The organism is Bacillus sp. B2-WWTP-C-10-Post-4, from assembly GCF_009183805.1.
GTDB lineage: Bacteria > Bacillota > Bacilli > Bacillales > Bacillaceae_G > Bacillus_A > Bacillus_A cereus.
The window spans coordinates 98,726-119,607 of sequence record NZ_WEII01000005.1; the positions used below are offsets into that span (position 1 = coordinate 98,726).

The following is a 20,882-nucleotide window of genomic DNA, read 5'->3' on the forward strand; positions in this document are numbered from 1 at the left end:
GGATAAGATGACTACATTTAAAACGATAGAAGAATTAGCGACCTATATCGAAGAACAACAATTGGTACTTCTGTTTATTAAAACGGAAAATTGTGGTGTTTGTGATGTTATGCTAAGAAAAGTAAATTGCGTATTAGAGAATTATGATTACGTAGAGAAAATAGAGATATTACTACAAGACATGCAGGAGATTGCGGGGCGATATGGAGTATTTACAGGGCCAACAATTTTATTATTTCATAATGGAAAAGAAATTCTTCGTGAATCACGCTTCATTTCACTTGAAAATCTAGAGAGAACCATTCAATTATTCGAGGAATAAGGGAGGCTTTTAAATGGAATTTATTATTGTCATACTATTATTTGTTGTAGTTGGAACAATCGTAACAGCAGTTCGATCGAACAAAAAGAAGGTAAATCTTACAAAACAAAATAACATTCATAATTCATCTAACAGCTCATCACCATTATTTTTCTTTGCTGGATCTGATAATGATAGCTCGCATGATGGCGGCTCACATGATTGTGGAGGATCTTTTGGGGGAGATAGCGGAGGAAGCTGCGGTGGCGGTGGTGATTGATAAAAATGCGCCTTATATAGGCGTATTTCTTTTTAAACAAACGTTTGATTAGTCGGCTTACATATGCATAAACACAGTTAAACAAACGTTTGTTTAATATTTTTAACATACTAAGGGGAATGGAAATGAAAAGGGAACCGAAAGTGAAAAATAAGGGGAAAGTAGTGTTATTTTTATTAGCTGCGGGAGGCGTATTTCTTGTTAAATTAGCATTTAAATTTGGAACCATACATATGATTCGAAATTGGTTTGAAAGTACGTTTTCTTAAATAAGGAATATAGCCTCTTGCGATAGAGGTTTTTGATTTGTTATTATTAGACTGAACGGTCGGTTTAAAGAGGTGTGAATATGAGAAGAAGCGCAGAAGAGATAAAGAAAGAAATTGCATATAAAGCAGAAAGTCTATTTTCACAGAAGGGCTACGCAGCTACATCTATGGAAGAGATTTGTGAAATTACAGAGCGAAGTAAAGGAAGTATTTATTATCACTTTAAAAGTAAAGAAGAATTATTTTTATTTGTAGTGAAACAGCATACGTATGATTGGATTGAAAAATGGAATGAAAAAGAGAAGTTGTATAGCACTAGTACTGAAAAACTATATGGTCTCGCCGAATATCATGTAGAGGACATACAGCAACCAATTTCAAATGCAATAGAGGAATTCTCTATGAGCCAAGTTGTAAGTAAAGAGATTCTGGATGAACTGTTAGCTTTAACTAGAGAATCATATGTTATGTTTGAGAAATTAATTGAAGTAGGTATAGAGTCTGGAGAGTTCCGTGAAGATAATACTCGTGATCTTATGTATATTGTAAATGGATTATTATCAGGACTTGGAGTGCTTTACTACGAATTAGATTATAAAGAGCTGAAACGTATTTATAAAAAGGCAATAGATGTATTGTTAAAAGGAATGGCAGCTGAATAATAGGTCAGTTGCTTTTCTTACAAAAAAAATTAGACCGAACGGTCGGTTTGTGAAAGGGGAATGAAAATGAACGCTTTATTTAAAAACCGAGCATTTATGCTCGTTATGGCGTCTGATATTTTACAACAATTTGCAATTTGGATCAGAAATATGGCTCTTTTGTATTTTATAATGGAGCGAACGAATAATGATCCAGTTTCTGTTTCGTTGTTATCAGTTATGGAATATGCACCTATTTTTATTTTCTCGTTTATCGGTGGTGCGCTAGCTGATCGCTGGAATCCGAAAAGAACAATGGTCGCTGGAGATGTATTAAGTGTACTGTCTATTATAGGAATTGTCTTGTTGTTAAAGCTGGATTATTGGCAGGCTATATTTTTTGCAACACTCATTTCCGCGATTGTAGGTCAGTTTTCTCAGCCCTCATCTTCGCGTATATTTAAGCGCTATGTAAAAGAAGGAGAGGTAGCAAATGCGATTGCATTTAACCAAACATTACAGTCATTATTTCTGATTTTTGGACCAGTGGTAGGATCGCTTGTGTATACACAACTTGGTTTATTTACATCACTATATAGCTTAATCATTTTATTTTTGTTATCTGCTATCGCCCTTTCATTCTTACCAAAATGGGTTGAAAAAGAGCAGGTGGCGAGAGACTCATTAAAAAATGATATAAAAGAAGGTTGGAAGTATGTTCTTCATACGAAAAATTTACGTATGATTACGATCACTTTTACAATTATGGGTTTAGCTGTTGGATTAACGAATCCATTAGAAGTATTCCTTGTAATTGAACGTTTAGGTATGGAAAAAGAAGCTGTTCAATATTTAGCGGCAGCTGACGGAATAGGTATGTTACTCGGTGGTATTGTTGCTGCAGTTTTCGCTTCAAAAGTGAATCCGAAAAAGATGTTTGTATTCGGTATGGGTATATTAGCCATTTCATTTTTAGTAGAAGGGCTATCTACATCATTTTGGATTACTAGTTTCATGAGATTTGGAACAGGTATTTGTTTAGCTTGTGTTAATATTGTTGTCGGTACGCTTATGATTCAACTTGTACCAGAAAATATGGTTGGAAGAGTAAATGGAACGATTTTACCACTGTTTATGGGGGCAATGCTAATTGGAACTTCATTAGCTGGAGGATTAAAGGAACTAACTTCACTAGTTACTGTGTTTTGTATAGCGATGGCACTTATTTTATTAGCGATAGGGCCAGTTGTACGTATGCAAATAAAGAAAGAAGATATCGCTAACAAAGAGGCACTAACAAATTCATTAGCTTCAAAATAACTATTGTAAGGGAGCAATATTGCTCCTTTTTTCTTTGAGGAACTTTTGACAACTATATGAGCCAATTATATACTGATGTTGTAAAAACGATTTTACAGGTTAGGAGCAATGGTGTGAAAAATCAAATCTATGAATTACGCACTGAAAATAATATTTCACAAGGCGCATTAGCTGATAAATGTAAGGTTTCTAGACAAACGATAAATGCAATTGAGAATAATAAATATGATCCAAGCTTAGCGTTAGCGTTCCGTTTAGCTGAAGTATTAGGAACAACTGTTGATAAATTATTTTTGTACAAGCAGTAGAGTCGTTCATTATAAGGCGCACCTTTAAAAATAAAAAAGATCCTCTTCTTATGAGAAGAGGATCTTTTCTTATAGCGTTTTAGTCTTTGGACTAGGTGGTGTAACGGATGTATTATTTTCTGGAACTCTAGTTAGTAAGAATCCTCCGATAATAAATAGAACAATAATACTAAGAACACCAGCGTTTGTTTTTCCTGTTAATTGCGTTGTAACACCGACTAATACCGGACCCATAATTGCGGCAAACTTCCCAAATATATTATAAAATCCGAAGAATTCATTAGCAGATTCTTTTGGTACTAGTTTTGCAAAGTATGAACGACTTAGTGCTTGAATACCACCTTGAGATGTAGCAACTAACATTGCTAAAATCCAAAAATCAAGTGTCGTTTTTAAAAAATAAGCATATGTGCAAATAATGATATAAATAATGATACCGACATATAGCATTTTTTTGCCAGTAAATGTTTCAGATAATTTTCCGTATAGTAAAGCAAATGGACAAGCGACAATTTGTGTTACAAATAATATGATTAATAGATTCGTTGCACTAATACCGAGATCGGTTCCGTAAGCGGTAGACATAGTAATAATTGTATCGACTCCGTCAATATAGAAAAAGTAAGCGATTAGAAACATAAATACAGTTTTATATTCTTTAATATTTTTAAAAGTATCAGCAAGACGTTTGAAGCTCATTCTAATAGGTCTTGGATGACGCTCAATATAGTGTGTTTGCTCTACGTTTTTTAGCATTGGAATTGTAAATAACCCCCACCAAAGAGCTGTTATTGCAAAGGAAATTTGACTAGCAATGCCGACCGATAAGGGAATAGTTCCTTTTTGAGAAAGAATAATAAGAGCGATACAACCGATAAAAGGAATTGTACTCCCGATATAACCTAATGCAAATCCTCTTGTAGAAATTCGGTCCATTCTATCTTCAGAAGTGACGTCTACTAAAAATGCATCATAGAAAATGTTTGCTCCAGCAAAGCCGATTAAGGCGAGCATATAGCACCCTAGCAATAAGTACCACTGAGAGGTTGGAACGACTGCTAACATACTTGTAAATACGATACCGAGTCCAAAGAAGAATGTGAAAAAACGTTTTTTAAATCCTTTATAATCAGCAACTGTGCCAAGAATAGGAGCAAGTATAGAAATTAAAAGTGTTGCGAATGAGTTTGCATATCCCCAATATGCTGTTGAAGTTGCCCCAGATAGTCCAGCTTCTTTTGCAGCTGCTTTAAAGTAAATTGGAAATAATGCAGTTGTAATGACGAGCGAGTATACAGAGTTCGCCCAATCGTATAATATCCAGCTTTTTTCTTGTCTGGACATTTTTTTCATATAATGTTCCCCCTTAAATTTGTTTTACTAACAGTGTACAAAAATAAAAATTATAAAAAGAGAAACAGTGATGAATTTTACATAACTTTTACATATATACACAGTTCTTTACAATTGGAGTAAATCCTCTACAATTGCTCCGTCTGTTTTACCTAAGTGTAAACCGAGTAGTCTAGAGATAGTTGGACCTTCATCAATAAGTCTCATATACGGGACGGTAAAGCCACTTTTTATTCCTTTCCCAGCAGCGATAAAAATTGTTTCATAGTTAGGTTTTGTTGGAGAGTATCCATGCGTACCAAATGTATATTTTTTACTAGGCGTAACATCTTTTTCAGTAATTTCTTTTATGAAATCTCCTGTATAGTTTTCAGTGAAATAATACCCTTCTCGTGCTTCTAACATGAATAAACAATTACCGTCTGCACCGCAGTCTTTGGCAGCTTCATCATGAAGTATAAATTCAATTCCGTTTTGTTTATTTTGAAGTAGGTCTTCAAGGAGTAGTTGTACCTCGCGAATTGTATCCGTATCATTTTTGTCCTTTACATATACATAGGCAGAGCCGTCGCAACTTTGGCAATAGGCTTTCCAGTCTACTAATTTTCCTTTTTTATTAAGAGATATAAGTCCTCTTTGATGGAATAGCACATTTAATTGGATGGATTTGTTTTCACTTAAAGCGCTATGATCACCAAGGGCAATAATTGTACTTTCTTCGTATAGGTCACTTTCTTTTAGTGCTTGAATAATTTTCCCTAGACGTTCGTCATGTCTCTGGATAGCAGCTATTGTTTCGTTAGATTCAAAGCCGTGATAGTGTCTTTGGGTGTCTAGATCGGTGAAATGTACAAACATGACATTAGGCTTTTTCGTCTGGATTGTATGGACAGCAGAGGCGAGGACGAAATCATCCAGCTCTGGTTGTGATAAACCATTTCTTATATGGCCGAAACGACGATTTAAATCTAATTGGTATAGTGGGCTACCGCTAAATAAGGAAACTAACACTTGATTTTGCCAAGGTCTATTGGGGAAAATTTCTGGTAAATTGTAATCGATGTTCGCTCTTCCAGTAACAGGCCATAGAAGGGCGGCTGTCGTTAAATTTGCTTTGCGCGCTTCATCATACAATGTTGTTCCTTTTATTGATTTTCGGTACCAATGCCAATCAGGTGATTCACGCCCTGGTTGAAGTAACGTATTGCTAACAACACCGTGCTTGTTAGGGTAATTACCAGTTACAATTGTTGAGTGGCTTGGATATGTTACAGAAGGATAAATTGGTTCTACTTTTTCGACAACCGTGCCCTTTTTTATTAGAGATTGGAAATGAGGTAGTTTTTGTAGTATAGGAAAATCTAAAGCTGATAAACAGTCGAATGATAAAATAATGACGTGGTTTGTTAATGCTTTATCCATAAAGTTCCCTCCTGATTATATAAAACCTATTCTTATATATTACTATTAATACCTAGTAATAAAAATATATTTTTAGGTGAAAATTCATTATTTATTTTCAGAAAAATTAAACATATAATTAAGTATAAGGGAATCTATGGAAGGAGGAAACACTATGGATTGGTTAGATGGATTTGGTATCTTTTACATCATTGGTGGAATTACGATTATCCTTGTATTTGCTATTTCATATTTACTAAAGAAACGGTTTCCAGACAAACAGTTCGATATTATATTTGCACTTAGTTTAATACTTCTTTGCTTAGCGTCCTTTCCCGTTACAATGATGGTTATTGGTGGGTGGGAAGGAATGGGATATGGATTTATTGGTTTCTTTGTCCTACTTGGTACACTTATCGGTATGATTGCACATCAACTTGTGAAAATTACGCGGAAAAGCTACGTATAAAACTGTAAAAAACGAAAAGAATATATAATAATAAGAAAATTAGCTATTGTTTTAAAAAAGAATTTGTATTATGATAATCAACAAATTTATTTCGTTATAACGATGAAAAAGGACTAGTACATGTTCAACCTTTTTAGCAGAGAGAGAATCCGCCAGGCTGAAAGATTCTTAAAAAGGCAATATGGAACCTGCCTTTGAGTTCTGCATATGCAGCGGGAATTTCCCGTTATCAAAAAGAGAGCATGCGCAATTTTTGTGCATGAATCAGGGTGGTAACGCCGGCAAAGCTCGGTCCCTATTTAGGGACGCGGGCTTTTTTGTATTTTCTAGAAGGAGGAAGACTGACTATGGCAAAAGAACAAGTGCAAGCCATTACGAAGATGGAAGAGGACTTTGCGCAGTGGTATACCGATATTGTAAAAAAAGCCGAACTTGTTGATTATTCAAGTGTAAAAGGGTGCATGATTTTACGTCCGTATGGTTATGCCTTATGGGAGAATATGCAGAAGGTGATGGATGAGAAGTTAAAAGAAACTGGCCATGAAAATGTATATATGCCAATGTTTATCCCAGAGAGTTTATTGCAAAAAGAGAAGGATCATGTTGAAGGATTTGCTCCTGAAGTAGCATGGGTTACGCATGGTGGAGATGAAAAGTTAGCGGAAAGACTTTGTGTACGTCCTACATCTGAAACTTTATTCTGTGAGCACTTTTCAAAAATTGTGCAATCCTATAATGATTTGCCAAAGTTATATAATCAGTGGTGTTCAGTAGTTCGTTGGGAGAAGACAACTAGGCCGTTCCTTCGTACGACTGAATTTTTATGGCAAGAGGGTCATACAATCCATGAAACGGCAGAAGAATCGCAGGCTGAAACATTAAATATTTTAAACTTATATGCTTCTTTCTGTGAGGATTATTTAGCAATACCAGTTATTAAAGGACAAAAAACAGAAAAAGAGAAGTTTGCTGGAGCAAAGGCAACTTATACAATTGAAAGTTTAATGCATGATGGAAAAGCACTTCAAACAGGAACCTCTCATAACTTTGGGACGAATTTCTCAGAAGCATTTGATATTAAGTTTTTAGATCGTAACGGTAAGTGGCAATATGTGCACCAAACATCTTGGGGTGTATCAACAAGAATGATAGGCGGGCTAATAATGGTTCATAGTGATAATAATGGACTTGTAATGCCACCAAAAGTCGCTCCAGTGCAAGTTGTTATTGTACCAATTGCTCAGCATAAAGAAGGAGTTTTAGCAAAAGCAATAGAGTTACAAGCACATATTCAAAAGGTTGCACGAGTAAAAATAGATGCTAGTAATAAAACACCAGGCTGGAAATTTAATGAGTATGAAATGAAGGGGATTCCAATTCGATTAGAAGTTGGCCCTAAAGATATTGAAAAGAATCAAGTTGTACTTGTAAGAAGAGATACGAAGGAAAAAGAGTTTGTACCAATGGATCAATTAGAAGAACGTATTCCAGCATTACTTGAAGAAATTCATATTGCTTTATTTAATAAAGCAAAAGCATTTCGCGATGAGAATACGTATGTTGCGACAAATTTCGAAGAGATGAAAAAAATAGCTGACGAAAAGCAAGGCTTTATTAAGGCAATGTGGTGCGGGGAATTAGCTTGTGAAGAAAAACTAAAAGAAGAAGTTGGAGTATCTTCACGTTGTATGCCTTTTGAGCAAGAGCATTTAGCTGAAGAATGCATTTGTTGTGGTAAAGAAGCTAAACAAATGGTGTATTGGGGAAAAGCGTATTAATACTTTTTCTGATAGGTGATAAAAAGGACTTTGGGCTGCATAATAAAATATAATCCAAAGTCCTTTTTAGTTTTATACTGTATTTCATGTATTCTTTTGATGGAAGGATGCTGCTCTTATTTTACGTTTTTACGACGAATAAACAGTAACATACCAATTAGGAATGTTGAAAGACCCATTAAAATAGATATAGGGTAATGCGTTGCAGTATTAGGTAATTTATCACCTTGTTTTTTTGTATTATCTTTTACATTATCCCCTTGAGAACCTTTGCCCTCCTCAGAATTGCTATCGCCTTTAACACGATTGCCTTGAGAGCCATTACCACCTTGAGAACTGCTATCACCTTTAACACGATTGCCTTGAGAGCCATTACCACCTTGAGAACTGCTATCACCTTTAACACGATTGCCACCTTGAGAGCCATTACCGCCGTGTGAGCCACTGCCACCAGAACCACTATCGTCCTGAGAACCGTTATTTCCTGGAGGTTTATTATTATCCTTTGAGTTTCCTTCTGCAAAATGATCGCTATTTTGTACAATAGCGTTTGTTAATGGTTGGAAGTTTTCAGTTGCAGCATTACCGATATTTAAACCGCTAAAAAAAGATAGAGAGAGTGTTGATGCTAAAATGAAGATTTTCGTCATGGTTTTCCTCCTAAGAAATGAATGTTCCATCTAAAATACATCCCTTTGTAATATTTCTTAGGAAAAAGAGTTTTATGCAAAAAAAACTATATATAGAAAAAGGTGGTGTATTTGTCAAAGCAGAAAAGAGTTAATGTAGATTTCCTACAAATAATAGAGGTGGAGAATTTACATTCATAACGGTAGAGGAAGTGGCAGTAGATGAAAGAGTATATAGCGTTTGATATTGGCGGTACGCAAATTAAGTATGGTATTGTTTCAGAAATAGGGAGAGTATTAAAGCATAAAACAGTTGCAACAGAAATTCATTTAGGCGGAGAACAAATTATTCAAAAACTTATATATGTATCCAAAGAAATAATGAATGAACATACTATTGCAGGAATTGGTATTAGCACTGCGGGAATTGTTGATATTAATAAAGGAATTGTGATGGGAGGTGCCGATCATATTCCGGGATATAGTACTATTCCTATTATTGATAGATTGCAAGAGATATTAAAAGTTCCAGTATCGATTGACAATGATGTGAATTGTGCAGCGTTTGGAGAAAAGTGGAATGGTAGTGGAAGAGAGAAAAAGAACTTTATTATGCTCACCATTGGAACAGGAGTTGGGGGAGCAATTTTTATAGATGGAGAATTGCACCGAGGACATTCATTTAGTGCTGGTGAATGGGGGAATATGCTAATAGAAGGAAAAACGTTTGAAGAGGTTGCTTCGATTTCAGGATTAATTCGGCTTGTAAGAAAATATAAAGGCAAAGGCGAGTGGAATGGGAAAAGAATTTTCGAGTTGTATGATAAAGGAGATCGGGAAGTTGCTCAAGCAGTTGGGATCTTCTTTAAACATTTGGCAATCGGAATTAGTAATCTTGCTTATATTTTTAATCCAGAAACGATTATTATTGGTGGAGGAATTACCGATAGAGGAAATGAGTTTTTAAAAGAAGTAAAAGAAGAAATCAGTAAATACTTAAATCAAGAGATTTATAATAATTGTGAGATTGAACTTGCACAAAACGGTAATTGTGCAGGAATGATTGGTGCTATTTACCACTTCTTACATCATCATAAGTAAATTATATGAATGTTTTCATATAACTGAGAATTTATCCTTTTTATCGCTAGGTAAATAATGCTACAATATAAGAGAAGAATACAATATTTTCCGATTTGGAAAATGCTTTGTAGAAAGGGAGAAACTTCATGCCTATTATTTTAGAAAAAGGTCAAAAGATCGATTTAACGAAAGGACAACCAAAAGTAGCAAAACTACAGGTTGGCTTAGGCTGGGATCCAATTGGGCAATCAGGTGGATTTCTGTCTTCATTATTTGGAAGTAAACCAAATGTAGATTGTGATGCATCTGTTGTTATGTTAGAAGGAGATCGTTTTTTAAACAAAAATGATTTAGTTTACTTCGGAAATAAACTTTCTACTTGTGGTAGTATTATTCATTCAGGAGATAATTTAACAGGTGAAGGCGCTGGTGATGACGAAACAATTTTCGTAGAATTACATAAAGTTCCGAGCCGTATTAATCGTTTAGTATTCGTTGTAAATATTTATGACTGTGTAAATCGTCGTCAAGATTTCGGGATGATTCGTAATGCATATATTCGTATTCAAAACCCGCAAACTGGTGAAGAATTAGCACGCTATAATTTATCGGATAATTATGCTGGCAAAACGACTCTAATTGCAGGTGAAATGTATCGTCACGGAAGTGAATGGAAGTTTTCAGCAGTTGGAGAAGGCACGCAAGATAAAAACTTAAGTGAGATTGTATCACGTTATCAATAAAATAACCGAGGAGGAATTGTATATGGCATCAATTTCATTGAAAAAGGGACAAAAGGTAGACTTAACAAAAACGAATCCAGGTCTTTCGAAAGTTCTTGTAGGACTTGGTTGGGACACGAATCGTTATGACGGACAAAACGATTTCGACTTAGATGTTAGTATTTTCTTAGTAGGTGCGAATGGTAAAGTTTCAGGAGCTGAAGATTTCGTTTTCTATAATAATCCAAAAGGTGCGAATGGTGCTGTAGAGCATTTAGGAGATAACCGCACTGGTGAAGGTGAAGGCGATGACGAAGCGATTAAAGTAGATTTGAAAAATGTTCCTGCTCACATCGAACGTATTTGTTTCACAATTACAATTTATGATGGAGAAGGCCGTAGCCAAAACTTCGGACAAGTTTCTAATTCTTTCGTACGTATTCTCGACGAAGAAAAGAATGCAGAATTAATTCGTTACGATTTAGGAGAAGATTTCTCTATTGAAACAGCCGTAGTAGTAGGTGAATTATATCGTCATGCAGGTGACTGGAAATTCAATGCAATCGGAAGTGGATTCCAAGGTGGATTAGCGTCTCTATGTAATAACTTTGGTTTAGATGTAGAGTAATAGATTTGATTTGTATATCCATCGGTGAAATGTATGTTTACTGATGGATATATTTTTAAAGATAAAAATATAGAGGTGAATATAGATGGTTATTCAATTACAAAAAGGCCAGAAAATCGATTTAGGTAAGACAAGCCCTGGTTTAACAAAAGCAGTAATTGGTCTTGGATGGGATATTAAATCTTATGACGGCGGAGCCGATTTCGATTTAGATGCATCTGCCTTTTTATTAGATGCAAACGGAAAATGTACGAAGGAAACTGATTTTATCTTCTATAATAATTTACAGTCTCCTTGTGGATCTGTTTTACATACAGGAGATAACCGTACAGGTGAAGGTGAAGGTGACGATGAGCAACTTGTTGTAGATTTGAAGAAAGTTCCAGCAGATGTGCACAGAATTGCTATTACAGTTACGATTTATGATGCGGAAGGCCGTAGTCAAAACTTTGGACAAGTAGGAAATGCGTTTGTTCGTTTAGCGAATGAAGAGACGAATGAAGAAGTTCTTCGTTTTGATTTAGGGGAAGATTTCTCCATCGAAACAGCAGTTGTCTTTTGTGAATTATACCGTCATAATGGACAGTGGAAGTTTAATGCAGTAGGAAGTGGATTCCAAGGTGGTTTAGGTGCGCTTGTAAGAGCGTATGGCTTGGATGCATAGAAAGGAAACGATATTCGTTTCCTTTTTTTGACCTTTCTATAAATCTAGCAAAGAATAGGGGATAAAGGTAAGATGAGTATTTTGCAAGGAATCCTTGATACGTATGCTCAGTTTTTCGACTTGGACATGTGGATTAAAGTGTTGCAAGATCCAGTATCTTGGGGATTAATTGGTACACTTGTTGTACTTGAAGGGTTGTTATCTGCTGATAACGCACTTGTGTTAGCAGTAATGGTAAAACACCTTCCTGAAGAGAAACGTAAAAAAGCATTATTCTATGGACTTATTGGAGCTTATATATTCCGCTTTATTGCAATTGGAATTGGAATGTTCTTAATTAAATTATGGTGGGTAAAACTTCTTGGTGCACTTTACCTTGCTTGGTTATCAGTAAAATACTTTATTGATAAGCGTAAAGGTGCAGGTGAAGAAGAGGAAGCTCATGGTATGAACCAAAACAGTATTTTCTTCAGAATGTTCGGTGTCTTCTGGGGAACAGTTGCAATGGTCGAATTAATGGATATCGCATTCTCTGTAGATAGTGTACTTGCTGCATTTGGTGTATCTAATGAAGTTTGGATTTTATTATTAGGCGGAATGCTAGGTATTTTAATGATGCGTGGTATTGCCGGTGTATTCTTGAAATTGTTAGAGCGTATTCCAGAGCTTGAAACGACAGCATACATTTTAATCTTAATTATTGCATCGAAAATGTTACTGTCTTTAATCGAGATTGAGATTAGTCATACACTATTCTTTATTATTTTAGTTGTAGCATTTGGAGCAACATTTATAATTCACTACATGAAGAATTCTGGACAAGCTAAAGAAGAAGTTGCAGCTACTAAAGAAGACAATAAATAATTGAAATGGGTTTGCTCGTTTTGTGAGCGCCCATTTTTTATAACCAAAAATAGTTTATAATAGAAGAAGGACTTAGAAAAAACGTAAATGTTTTTGGAGGTGAACTGTTGTGTTTTCACGTTTTACACTTCAACCATATGCATTAAAAGATGAATCAGATTTAAAGCAATTTGAAACGCTTTTAGAAAAACGTCCACAATATGAACTGACAGAGAATGAGATGAAATTTAGTTATATAGCATGTCGAATCCTTGGCGTTCCTAATGATGTAGATGAATATTTTAATGAACTGTTTGATTATAGTGAAGCGAAAGGAATCGAAGTTTTACACGAACAAAATTTAAACAAAGTGATTGATTCGGAAAAGCTTCGTCATATTCAAGAAGTGTTCGGATTACATCAAGAAGCACCAAATGGTCTGACAGTAAATAGGTTAGTTGCACACTTATCTGGGAAACAACTTTTACCGAAAGTAGACAATCCTGATTTACAGCATTACATACATACGACGTTTATTTCACTATTGAAATTATATGAGAAACAACATAATCAGTCGTTAAAGACAGAAGGCTTCCGTCGTTTCTTAATCGACATAATTAAACTAAGCGAAAATTACGTAGCGAAGTGGTTCTCTACAATTAACTATAAGAAACAAATGCCGCGTATCGTTTGGTATGGTGATGCACAGGAAAGCCGTATATATTTCTTATACTTTCTTATTATGCTCGGTTGTGATGTGCTTTATTATCATCCAGAAGGAAAAGATGGATTTGAGAATGTCGATGAAGAGGGAAGGACCTTTATTGTGTCTCATCCAGGCCGTATTTCTCTTGAACCATTTCCAGATCGCCGCCGCGAGCGTGTGGCAACAGTAGCGTATCAAGCTTCAAAAGAAATTGAGCAAGTACTTCACCACGATAATTCACTGCTGTACAAGCCGTGGCAATTCCGTTCCTATACGCCTGTAGCTCGTACACTAAAAACAACATATGATGAACTCTTTTTAATTACGAAAGAAAAGGCGTTTGTACGTCCGACATTCTTTGTTGAAAATAAACACATTTATATCCCTTCTTTATTTGCGAAAATATCAGGTGTTTCAAAGAATGATAAAGAGTATTTTCAACGATTAAAGGCTGTTACATCATTTGATAATAGTTTATTAATTAATACATTCCCGTTTACGAAAGAACAAAAAGCAAATTTCCAATATCATTACCGAGATGCATTAGACCGTGGGGGGAAATTACATCCTGATTTAATTATGAATAGCCATTGGTGGCCGCATAAGCGTTTACCGGAAGGTTTACAACATGGGATTGCAGAAGCGATTATCCATACGTGTGAAAGTGAAATGTGCAAACCAATTGCGAAAGAGACGAAACAAGATGTAGCGCTATATGTTTTCGCGCAACTTTCTCAAATACCACCGAATATTTTAGAACAGCTTGAGAAATTTGATTATTCACAAGATGTACCGAAAATTGTTATATTTAATAATGAGAAGAGTGGAGAGTTAACTCGTTCTGATGCTGTTTTATTACTATTTTTAAATCAAATTGGAGTAGATGTATTCCATTTCAATCCAACGGGAAGAAACGATATTGAACCGTATATTGAAGCGGGGGCATTTGATTCCCATTGGCTTGAAGAGGTTAATTTCGATCTTGAGTTTCATGGTTCATCAGCTTATAAAAATTTATCACAAACAATAAAAGGACTATTTCGTCCATTTTTATAAGGAAAGGGAGAATACTATATGAATAACCCAGTCGTACTAGATCCGAAAACAGAATTAAATGAGCAAACAGCACAAGATGTTCGCTTACAACTTAGAAAAGATGCGGATGTACAACGTATTTATAATGCGGTAGATATTAAAGATCAATTAGAATTAATTGAACTTGGAAAAGAACCTTCTATGGAAATTTCACGTTTTGCTGATCAAATTTTACATACAATGTCATTATCAAAGATAGAAGATTCTGGTGAATTATTAAAACAGCTTGGTAAAATTATGGACAGATTTGATAGCAAAGACTTTGCGGAAGAGAAAAGTGGTTTCTTCTCACGTATGTTCAAAAAAGCGGATAAAATGATAGAACAAATTTTTAGCAAGTATCAAACGATGGGCCGTGAAATTGATAAAGTATATGTGGAAATTACGAAGTACCAAGATGAGATGAAAAAATCAATTGGTACGTTAGATGGCTTGTATGAGCAAAACTTAAAATATTATTTAGACTTAGAGAAGTACGTAGTAGCAGGAGAAATGCTATTAGAGCGTTTAAATACAGAATTAGTTCCGATGTATGAAGAGCGTGTGCGTAATAATGATCAATTAGCAGGTATTGAATTAGAGTCGCTTAAAAACTCTGTTGAAATTTTAGAGCAACGTATTGATGATTTAGAAAAAGCACGTATGGTTGCGTTACTTACAGCACCACAAATTCGTATGATTCAACGTGGTAATAATAAATTAATTGGTAAAATTAATACAGCATTTATTACAACGATTCCTATTTTTAAAAATGGTATCATTCAAGCGGTAAATGCGAAGCGTCAAAAGCTTGTTGCAGATTCTATGGCTGAACTGGATCGCCGTACAAATGAATTACTTAAGAAAAATGCACAAAATATCGCAACGCAAAGTGTAGAAGTAGCAAGATTATCAGGTTCTTCTAGTATTAAGATGGAAACGCTTGAGGAAACTTGGAACATTATTTCAAGAGGTATGCAAGAAACACAACAAATTGAAGAGCAAAACAAACGTGAGCGTGAAGAAAGCCGCAAACGTATGGCTACATTAACTGAGAACATTAAAAAAGAATTACAAGGGTAAATGAAAAGGCAATGAGGACTATTCCTCATTGCCTTTTAGTTTCTCTTCACTAATTTAATAATCTCATTCACAACAAGTGGAATGATACTTAATAAGAGAACAAATCCCCAATCTCGCATCGTTAATGCATGTACACCGAATATATTTGCAAGAGGTGGGATAGAGATGATACAAACTTGCATTAAAATACCGATAAGAAGAGAGAAGACTAAATATTTATTTGTAAATACCCAAATTGAAAAAATGGATTTCGTTCTTGAACGCAAGTTAAATGAATGAACGAGCTGAGAAAAACTAAGAACGACAAATGCCATCGTTTGAGCGTGTAATAGAGCATCTTCATCAATTCGCTCTGGGAAAAGAGGGAATAAATTTGTATCTCCAGTATAGAATTTTGCTCCGGCGATAAAAGCTATTAGCGTTAAAAGTCCAATGATAACTCCATTGAAAATCAGGAAAGGAACGCTGCCACTAAATAAGCTTTCTTTCGCATGTCGTGGTTTTTCCTTCATCACATCTGGATCTTCAGGATCAACCCCAAGTGATAATGCAGGCAGTGTATCTGTAATTAAATTCACCCACAAAATATGAATAGGTCGTAGTGGTGTTGCCCAGCCGAGTAAAATCGCTAAAAATAAAGCGATAATTTCTCCGAAGTTACAAGAGAGTAGAAAGAGAATTGATTTTTTTATGTTACGATAAATATTTCTACCTTCTTCAACGGCTTTCACAATAGATGAGAAATTATCATCTGTTAACACGACATCTGCTGCCCCTTTTGCAACGTCTGTTCCTGTAATGCCCATCGCTACGCCAACATCTGCTTGTTTTAAAGATGGAGCGTCATTGACGCCATCACCAGTCATAGAAACGATATTTCCTTTCGCGCGTAATGCCTTTACAATTTTCACTTTATGCTCTGGAGAGACCCTCGCGAATACATTCAAGTGATTAATTTTGCTTGCTAGCTCTGTATCTGAAATGTTATCTAATTCAGTTCCAATCATAATTTCAGATATTTCTTCAGCAATACCAAGTTCTTTGGCAATCGCAAAGGCGGTATCTTTATGATCTCCAGTAATCATAACTGTGCGAATACCGGCTTTTTTACATTCTGTAATGGAATCTTTTACTTCAGTTCGCGGTGGATCAATCATACCGACAAGACCAATAAAGATGAGGTTTTCTTCGAGATGATCTATATCCACATTGCTTGAATTGTATTGTTTAAATGCGAATGAAAGCACTCTTAAAGCTTCTCGAGACATTGCCCCAGCAGCTTCTAATATTTGATTTTTATCAGCCTCTGTTAGATCCTCTATTTTACCGTTTTTAAATATGTGGGTACATCTAGGTAAGAGCTTATCGATAGCGCCTTTCGTCATGCTATAGTAGCTTTCATCGTATGTATGCACGGTTGACATCATTTTACGATCTGAATCGAAAGGTACTTCGTTAACACGTTCATGTATTTTTTCTAAATAATCTTTTTGCATGTTAAAAGTGGTTCCAGCAACGAGAAGTGCAATTTCAGTCGGGTCTCCCGTTTGTGATTCTTTATTATAAGACGCATCATTACATAGCACCATATTTTCTAACAATAGACGTTGCGCATCATTATTTACATTTAAACTTTCTAAGCGATCGTATGTGTTATCACTATAAAAGTGAGTAACGGTCATTTTATTTTGCGTTAACGTACCTGTTTTATCTGAACAAATAATTGTGACAGAACCGAGGGCTTCAACAGCTGGTAGTTTGCGAATGATAACGTTTTGTTTAATCATACGTTGCACACCAATTGCAAGAACGATGGAAACGATAGCTGGCAAGCCTTCTGGAATAGCTGCAACGGCTAAACTAATAGCAGTCATAAACATTTCTAACGTATCCCGGCCTTGTAAAAAACCGATGAGGAACATAATGATACAAATAGCTACAGCGACAAAGCCTAAATATTTTCCGACTTGTGCTAAGCTTTTTTGAAGTGGTGTCATATCATCGTCTGCTTCATGTAAAAGGGTAGCAATCTTACCAATTTGTGAGTTCATTCCAGTTTCAACAGCAACACCGACGCCTCTTCCGTATGTTACAAGAGTAGACATAAAGGCCATGTTTTTTTGATCGCCGAGTGGTACTTGTTCATCACTTTGCATGGAAGGGTGGTAGATTGCCTCTTTATCAACAGGGACAGATTCACCAGTTAGAGCAGATTCTTCAACTTTTAAATTTGCGGTTTCAATAAGGCGTAAATCGCATGGGATATATCGTCCGGCATCGAGCATAACGATATCCCCTGGAACGACGTGTTCAGATGGAATTTCTTTTAGTTCACCATGTCTCTTGACGATAGCTTTAGGTGTTGCCATCTTTTTTAGTGCCTCTAAAGCTTGTTCTGCTTTAGATTCTTGGACAACACCGATAACAGCATTTAAAACTACAACAAGCGCGATAATACTGGCATCCGCCCATTCACCTACAAAGGCAGAAATAAGGGCAGCAATAATAAGGACATATACGAGGACGTCATTAATTTGGGCGAAAATACGCTGCCATAAAGTGCGTTTTTGTTTTGTAGCTAATTCATTAGAACCGTATTGCTTTAAACGTTCACTTACAATTTCATCTGTTAAACCGTGTTGTTCGTTTGTTTCTAGGTCAATTAATGTTTGATCTTTCGTCTTACTGTACCAATTGCTCATAAGTAAGCACCTCCAGTAAAAACAGTTAGCAATGGTAGTGTTGCTATTATTTGTGAGTAGTATGTATGGAGAAAAAATCTAAGATGAGGTTCTACTTCTATTGTACAATATTTTACAGTTGGTTGAGGGAAAGAGATGAGTTGTCATGAATTTGTTGGAAATAAAAAAGAGCCTCATATAAGAGAGGCTTTTTTACTTTTTAATTAATGTACCTAATTCTTCTGTAATAGCTTGCATTTCACTAATGCTGAATGTTTCACGTTTCATAACATGATCATAAATGTCACGTAAATCTTCGTACATTTCTTCGTTAAAACTAGCAGCTCTCATCGCTCCAGCATTAACCATACGTAATTTTTCTTTAATAGCTTCGACCATATATTCAACGTTTTCTTCTGACTTTACGGATAAATCCACCGAAGTGTCCCCCTTTAAAATAACATAAGGCTATCTTAACATTTTTTATCATTTTCGTTAATGAATCTTTTCAATCCCATTAAATTAGTAGGGATTTCCTTTATATTTAATAATTGGTTGTTTATACTATAAGTATATATTAAGAAATGCACCAAGAAGGGAAGAAACAAAAGTATGGTTCAAGTATTGTTTGTTTGTCTTGGGAACATTTGCCGTTCTCCGATGGCAGAAGCGATTTTTCGAAATCTTGTCGTAAAAGAGGGACTTGAAGAGAAAATTGTCATTGATTCTGCAGGAACTGGAGATTGGCATGTTGGCCATCCGCCACATAAAGGAACACAAAAAATTTTAAAAGAAAATGCAGTCACTTTTGAAGGAATTAAAGCAAGGCAAGTAGAAAAAGAAGACTTAACAAAGTTTGATTATATTATTGCCATGGACAACAAGAATATAGCAGATTTAAAAAGTTTAGGTAAAACTGGAGGCTATATTGGTAGGCTGTCCGACTTTGTTCCAGACGGTGGCTGGACAGACGTTCCTGACCCTTACTATACAGGGAATTTCCAAGAAGTATATGACCTTGTAACAGAAGGGTGTGCAAAGCTATTAGCTTTCATTCGAAATGAACAAGGAATATGAGGAAGCTTAGAAAGAAATACTTTCTAACATAAGAAATGAAAGGGTGAAGGAATATGGCAAAGAAAAATAATATTGCTCGAAACATTGCGATTGGTGTAGCGGCAGGTGTAGCTGTATCCATGTTAAAGAAAGAAAACCGTGAAAAAGTAAAAAATACAGCAGAAAAAGCAAAAACAAAGATGATTGAAATTGGTGAAAATGCAAAGATCAAAGAAAAAGTGCAAACTGTTACAGATAAAGGACGCGAACTTGCTGATTTCAATGTGGTAAAAGCGAAAGTAGCAGAAATTAAAAAATTAACGCCATCTGTTGTAGAGACGTTAAAAGAAACGAAAGAAATTTTTAGTAAGAAAAAAGTTGAGCCAGAAGAAAAGCCAGAAACGATTGAAATTCAAGCTGTATCTCCAAAGGTAGATGAGCTGAAAGCAGAAGAAGAGCCAGTAGTTGCTGAAGATGGTGGTATGAAAGAAGCGCGTGAATTATTTATGAAAGACTCAAATGCAGTGGAAAAAAAAACTGAAGCGTACATTGAGTTAAAGCAAGATAAAGAAGAGAAGAAAAGCGTTTAAACATATATGAGAAAAATTTTAGAAAAGGTGAGAAGAAATCGTACTTATTCGTTTGGTAAAGATTTATATGACCGGACGATGCGCGATGATGTAGCGGGCTTGGCAGCACAGCTCGCTTATTTCTTCTTGCTTGCAATTTTTCCTGGGCTCGTTTTCTTAATTACGCTTCTTGGATTTATTCCCATTCAAACAGAGGATGTGCTTAGTTTATTAGAGGTTTATGTACCAGATGATGCAATGAACTTAATTGAGGTAAATGTAGATAAAGTTGTAAACCAGCAAAATGGTGGTTTATTATCATTTGGTTTATTATCCATGTTATGGTTTGCCTCAAATGGTGTTACTGCGGTTATGAATGCTTTTAACCGCGCTTATGACGTGAAGGAAACACGTTCTTTTATTACAACAAGAGCGTTATCAATTGTGTTTACATTAGCCATTATTTTTATGATTGTCTTTGCGTTAATTGTTCCGGTATTCGGACAAGTTATTGGAGCAGCAGTGTTTAAAGCACTCGGTTTATCAGATAGTTTTTCTTTCGTGTGGAGCATTACACGATTAGTAGCGAGTTTCTTCGTGCTATTTGCTTTGTTTAGTTTCTTATATACATTTGCCCCAGATCGAAAGTTAAAAAGAAGAGAAGTTATTTCAGGGGCGTTATTTGCTACTGTAGGATGGATTGTGGTATCGTACTCATTTGCTTATTATGTAGATAAGTTCGCGAATTACGCCAATACATATGGTGGTCTCGGTGGTATCATTATTTTAATGTTATGGTTTTACTTAACTGGATGGGTAATTTTACTTGGCGGTGAAATTAATGGTTTACTCCACCATTATAGAACCGGTGACAATAATTCCCGTAATGAATAATGAGCTCTTGTTCCATAATAAAAAGGAACAGGGGGGATATTTCATGAGTAATAATAAAAAGAACCATAACAATAAAAGTAATAATAAACAAAAGAGCAGTTCGCATCCAAAGCATAAAACGAGTAGCAGT

The 20,882-nt window shown here is 35.5% G+C and carries 23 protein-coding genes and 1 other annotated feature; of the genes, 18 read left to right on the top strand and 5 right to left on the bottom strand.

Annotation, left to right across the window (positions count from 1 at the left end):
- Positions 1-7 precede the first annotated feature (7 nt).
- The 6 genes from GBN78_RS04890 to GBN78_RS04915 all read left to right on the top strand — a co-directional run bounded on the left by GBN78_RS04890 (position 8) and on the right by GBN78_RS04915 (position 3,119).
- On the top strand, positions 8-322 hold the full coding sequence (locus GBN78_RS04890) for a thioredoxin family protein (protein ID WP_000206517.1): 315 nt from the start codon (positions 8-10) through the stop codon (positions 320-322).
- Between the two features lie 13 nt (positions 323-335).
- Entirely contained in the window at positions 336-581 is a 246-nt protein-coding gene (locus tag GBN78_RS04895) for a hypothetical protein (RefSeq protein ID WP_000394369.1), read from the top strand.
- A 125-nt stretch (positions 582-706) separates the two neighbouring features.
- Positions 707-850 (top strand): hypothetical protein, encoded by a 144-nt coding sequence (locus tag GBN78_RS04900; protein ID WP_016111322.1) that lies wholly within the window; start codon positions 707-709, stop codon positions 848-850.
- An 80-nt stretch (positions 851-930) separates the two neighbouring features.
- The gene (locus GBN78_RS04905) at positions 931-1,512 is read left to right on the top strand and encodes a TetR/AcrR family transcriptional regulator (protein ID WP_001254433.1); all 582 of its coding nucleotides are present in this window, start codon (positions 931-933) and stop codon (positions 1,510-1,512) included.
- A 66-nt stretch (positions 1,513-1,578) separates the two neighbouring features.
- Complete coding sequence (locus tag GBN78_RS04910; RefSeq protein WP_000992567.1) at positions 1,579-2,811, top strand: MFS transporter; 1,233 nt, start codon at positions 1,579-1,581, stop codon at positions 2,809-2,811.
- A 56-nt stretch (positions 2,812-2,867) separates the two neighbouring features.
- Entirely contained in the window at positions 2,868-3,119 is a 252-nt protein-coding gene (locus GBN78_RS04915) for a helix-turn-helix transcriptional regulator (protein ID WP_002023181.1), read from the top strand.
- A gap of 69 nt (positions 3,120-3,188) precedes the next feature.
- On the opposite strand, the gene GBN78_RS04920 is transcribed toward GBN78_RS04915, so the two are convergent.
- Together GBN78_RS04920 and GBN78_RS04925 are read right to left on the bottom strand one after the other, a co-directional pair.
- Positions 3,189-4,472, bottom strand: coding sequence for an MFS transporter (locus tag GBN78_RS04920; RefSeq protein ID WP_000738812.1), 1,284 nt, complete (start codon positions 4,470-4,472; stop codon positions 3,189-3,191).
- Positions 4,473-4,580: 108 nt separating this feature from the next.
- On the bottom strand, positions 4,581-5,894 hold the full coding sequence (locus GBN78_RS04925) for an alkaline phosphatase family protein (protein ID WP_152127014.1): 1,314 nt from the start codon (positions 5,892-5,894) through the stop codon (positions 4,581-4,583).
- A gap of 154 nt (positions 5,895-6,048) precedes the next feature.
- Here GBN78_RS04925 and GBN78_RS04930 point away from each other — a divergent pair, with 154 nt between their 5' ends.
- Together GBN78_RS04930 and proS are read left to right on the top strand one after the other, a co-directional pair.
- Positions 6,049-6,342 carry a YesK-like family protein gene (locus tag GBN78_RS04930; protein ID WP_000383853.1) on the top strand — a complete coding sequence of 98 codons (294 nt, stop codon included), beginning with the start codon at positions 6,049-6,051 and terminating at the stop codon, positions 6,340-6,342.
- 93 nt (positions 6,343-6,435) lie between these two features.
- Positions 6,436-6,642 (top strand) — a binding site (T-box leader).
- A gap of 47 nt (positions 6,643-6,689) precedes the next feature.
- Positions 6,690-8,120, top strand: a complete 1,431-nt coding sequence (gene proS / locus GBN78_RS04935; RefSeq protein WP_001040974.1) for a proline--tRNA ligase — start codon at positions 6,690-6,692, stop codon at positions 8,118-8,120.
- 116 nt (positions 8,121-8,236) lie between these two features.
- On the opposite strand, the gene GBN78_RS04940 is transcribed toward proS, so the two are convergent.
- A complete protein-coding gene (locus tag GBN78_RS04940) occupies positions 8,237-8,770 on the bottom strand; it encodes an LPXTG cell wall anchor domain-containing protein (protein WP_152127016.1) in 534 nt (177 codons plus the stop codon).
- 201 nt (positions 8,771-8,971) lie between these two features.
- On the opposite strand from GBN78_RS04940, the gene GBN78_RS04945 reads away from it, so the two are divergent.
- The 7 genes from GBN78_RS04945 (at position 8,972) to GBN78_RS04975 (ending at position 15,552) form a co-directional block, all read left to right on the top strand.
- The gene (locus GBN78_RS04945) at positions 8,972-9,850 is read left to right on the top strand and encodes an ROK family protein (protein WP_152127018.1); all 879 of its coding nucleotides are present in this window, start codon (positions 8,972-8,974) and stop codon (positions 9,848-9,850) included.
- Positions 9,851-9,978: 128 nt separating this feature from the next.
- Complete coding sequence (locus tag GBN78_RS04950) at positions 9,979-10,575, top strand: TerD family protein (protein ID WP_001121586.1); 597 nt, start codon at positions 9,979-9,981, stop codon at positions 10,573-10,575.
- Between the two features lie 22 nt (positions 10,576-10,597).
- Positions 10,598-11,182, top strand: a complete 585-nt coding sequence (locus tag GBN78_RS04955) for a TerD family protein (RefSeq protein WP_000146726.1) — start codon at positions 10,598-10,600, stop codon at positions 11,180-11,182.
- Between the two features lie 85 nt (positions 11,183-11,267).
- The gene (locus GBN78_RS04960; RefSeq protein WP_000236642.1) at positions 11,268-11,846 is read left to right on the top strand and encodes a TerD family protein; all 579 of its coding nucleotides are present in this window, start codon (positions 11,268-11,270) and stop codon (positions 11,844-11,846) included.
- 72 nt (positions 11,847-11,918) lie between these two features.
- Entirely contained in the window at positions 11,919-12,710 is a 792-nt protein-coding gene (locus GBN78_RS04965; RefSeq protein ID WP_000025688.1) for a TerC family protein, read from the top strand.
- 109 nt (positions 12,711-12,819) lie between these two features.
- On the top strand, positions 12,820-14,451 hold the full coding sequence (locus GBN78_RS04970) for a YceG family protein (protein ID WP_000492867.1): 1,632 nt from the start codon (positions 12,820-12,822) through the stop codon (positions 14,449-14,451).
- Positions 14,452-14,469: 18 nt separating this feature from the next.
- Entirely contained in the window at positions 14,470-15,552 is a 1,083-nt protein-coding gene (locus GBN78_RS04975; RefSeq protein ID WP_001064405.1) for a toxic anion resistance protein, read from the top strand.
- 35 nt (positions 15,553-15,587) lie between these two features.
- On the opposite strand, the gene GBN78_RS04980 is transcribed toward GBN78_RS04975, so the two are convergent.
- Both GBN78_RS04980 and GBN78_RS04985 read right to left on the bottom strand, forming a co-directional pair.
- On the bottom strand, positions 15,588-18,254 hold the full coding sequence (locus tag GBN78_RS04980) for a cation-translocating P-type ATPase (RefSeq protein ID WP_152127020.1): 2,667 nt from the start codon (positions 18,252-18,254) through the stop codon (positions 15,588-15,590).
- 192 nt (positions 18,255-18,446) lie between these two features.
- Entirely contained in the window at positions 18,447-18,671 is a 225-nt protein-coding gene (locus GBN78_RS04985) for a DUF1128 domain-containing protein (RefSeq protein WP_000366196.1), read from the bottom strand.
- Between the two features lie 174 nt (positions 18,672-18,845).
- Here GBN78_RS04985 and GBN78_RS04990 point away from each other — a divergent pair, with 174 nt between their 5' ends.
- The 3 genes from GBN78_RS04990 to GBN78_RS05000 are packed head-to-tail and all read left to right on the top strand — an operon-like array spanning position 18,846 to position 20,752.
- Positions 18,846-19,310: a low molecular weight protein-tyrosine-phosphatase gene (locus tag GBN78_RS04990; RefSeq protein ID WP_000250916.1), complete on the top strand. Its 465-nt coding sequence runs from the start codon at positions 18,846-18,848 to the stop codon at positions 19,308-19,310.
- A gap of 53 nt (positions 19,311-19,363) precedes the next feature.
- Positions 19,364-19,879 carry a DUF4075 domain-containing protein gene (locus GBN78_RS04995; protein WP_001085388.1) on the top strand — a complete coding sequence of 172 codons (516 nt, stop codon included), beginning with the start codon at positions 19,364-19,366 and terminating at the stop codon, positions 19,877-19,879.
- Positions 19,880-19,885: 6 nt separating this feature from the next.
- Positions 19,886-20,752 carry a YihY/virulence factor BrkB family protein gene (locus tag GBN78_RS05000; RefSeq protein WP_152127022.1) on the top strand — a complete coding sequence of 289 codons (867 nt, stop codon included), beginning with the start codon at positions 19,886-19,888 and terminating at the stop codon, positions 20,750-20,752.
- The last annotated feature ends 130 nt before the right edge of the window (positions 20,753-20,882 follow it).

What these genes read in the sequence shown, in the direction of transcription:
- GBN78_RS04890 (WP_000206517.1), top strand. Translation starts at nt 8, where the DNA reads ATGACTACATTTAAAACGATAGAAGAATTAGCGACCTATATCGAAGAA.
- GBN78_RS04895 (WP_000394369.1), top strand. Translation starts at nt 336, where the DNA reads ATGGAATTTATTATTGTCATACTATTATTTGTTGTAGTTGGAACAATC.
- GBN78_RS04900 (WP_016111322.1), top strand. Translation starts at nt 707, where the DNA reads ATGAAAAGGGAACCGAAAGTGAAAAATAAGGGGAAAGTAGTGTTATTT.
- GBN78_RS04905 (WP_001254433.1), top strand. Translation starts at nt 931, where the DNA reads ATGAGAAGAAGCGCAGAAGAGATAAAGAAAGAAATTGCATATAAAGCA.
- GBN78_RS04910 (WP_000992567.1), top strand. Translation starts at nt 1,579, where the DNA reads ATGAACGCTTTATTTAAAAACCGAGCATTTATGCTCGTTATGGCGTCT.
- GBN78_RS04915 (WP_002023181.1), top strand. Translation starts at nt 2,868, where the DNA reads ATGAGCCAATTATATACTGATGTTGTAAAAACGATTTTACAGGTTAGG.
- GBN78_RS04920 (WP_000738812.1), bottom strand. Translation starts at nt 4,472, where the DNA reads ATGAAAAAAATGTCCAGACAAGAAAAAAGCTGGATATTATACGATTGG.
- GBN78_RS04925 (WP_152127014.1), bottom strand. Translation starts at nt 5,894, where the DNA reads ATGGATAAAGCATTAACAAACCACGTCATTATTTTATCATTCGACTGT.
- GBN78_RS04930 (WP_000383853.1), top strand. Translation starts at nt 6,049, where the DNA reads ATGGATTGGTTAGATGGATTTGGTATCTTTTACATCATTGGTGGAATT.
- proS (WP_001040974.1), top strand. Translation starts at nt 6,690, where the DNA reads ATGGCAAAAGAACAAGTGCAAGCCATTACGAAGATGGAAGAGGACTTT.
- GBN78_RS04940 (WP_152127016.1), bottom strand. Translation starts at nt 8,770, where the DNA reads ATGACGAAAATCTTCATTTTAGCATCAACACTCTCTCTATCTTTTTTT.
- GBN78_RS04945 (WP_152127018.1), top strand. Translation starts at nt 8,972, where the DNA reads ATGAAAGAGTATATAGCGTTTGATATTGGCGGTACGCAAATTAAGTAT.
- GBN78_RS04950 (WP_001121586.1), top strand. Translation starts at nt 9,979, where the DNA reads ATGCCTATTATTTTAGAAAAAGGTCAAAAGATCGATTTAACGAAAGGA.
- GBN78_RS04955 (WP_000146726.1), top strand. Translation starts at nt 10,598, where the DNA reads ATGGCATCAATTTCATTGAAAAAGGGACAAAAGGTAGACTTAACAAAA.
- GBN78_RS04960 (WP_000236642.1), top strand. Translation starts at nt 11,268, where the DNA reads ATGGTTATTCAATTACAAAAAGGCCAGAAAATCGATTTAGGTAAGACA.
- GBN78_RS04965 (WP_000025688.1), top strand. Translation starts at nt 11,919, where the DNA reads ATGAGTATTTTGCAAGGAATCCTTGATACGTATGCTCAGTTTTTCGAC.
- GBN78_RS04975 (WP_001064405.1), top strand. Translation starts at nt 14,470, where the DNA reads ATGAATAACCCAGTCGTACTAGATCCGAAAACAGAATTAAATGAGCAA.
- GBN78_RS04980 (WP_152127020.1), bottom strand. Translation starts at nt 18,254, where the DNA reads ATGAGCAATTGGTACAGTAAGACGAAAGATCAAACATTAATTGACCTA.
- GBN78_RS04990 (WP_000250916.1), top strand. Translation starts at nt 18,846, where the DNA reads ATGGTTCAAGTATTGTTTGTTTGTCTTGGGAACATTTGCCGTTCTCCG.
- GBN78_RS04995 (WP_001085388.1), top strand. Translation starts at nt 19,364, where the DNA reads ATGGCAAAGAAAAATAATATTGCTCGAAACATTGCGATTGGTGTAGCG.
- GBN78_RS05000 (WP_152127022.1), top strand. Translation starts at nt 19,886, where the DNA reads ATGAGAAAAATTTTAGAAAAGGTGAGAAGAAATCGTACTTATTCGTTT.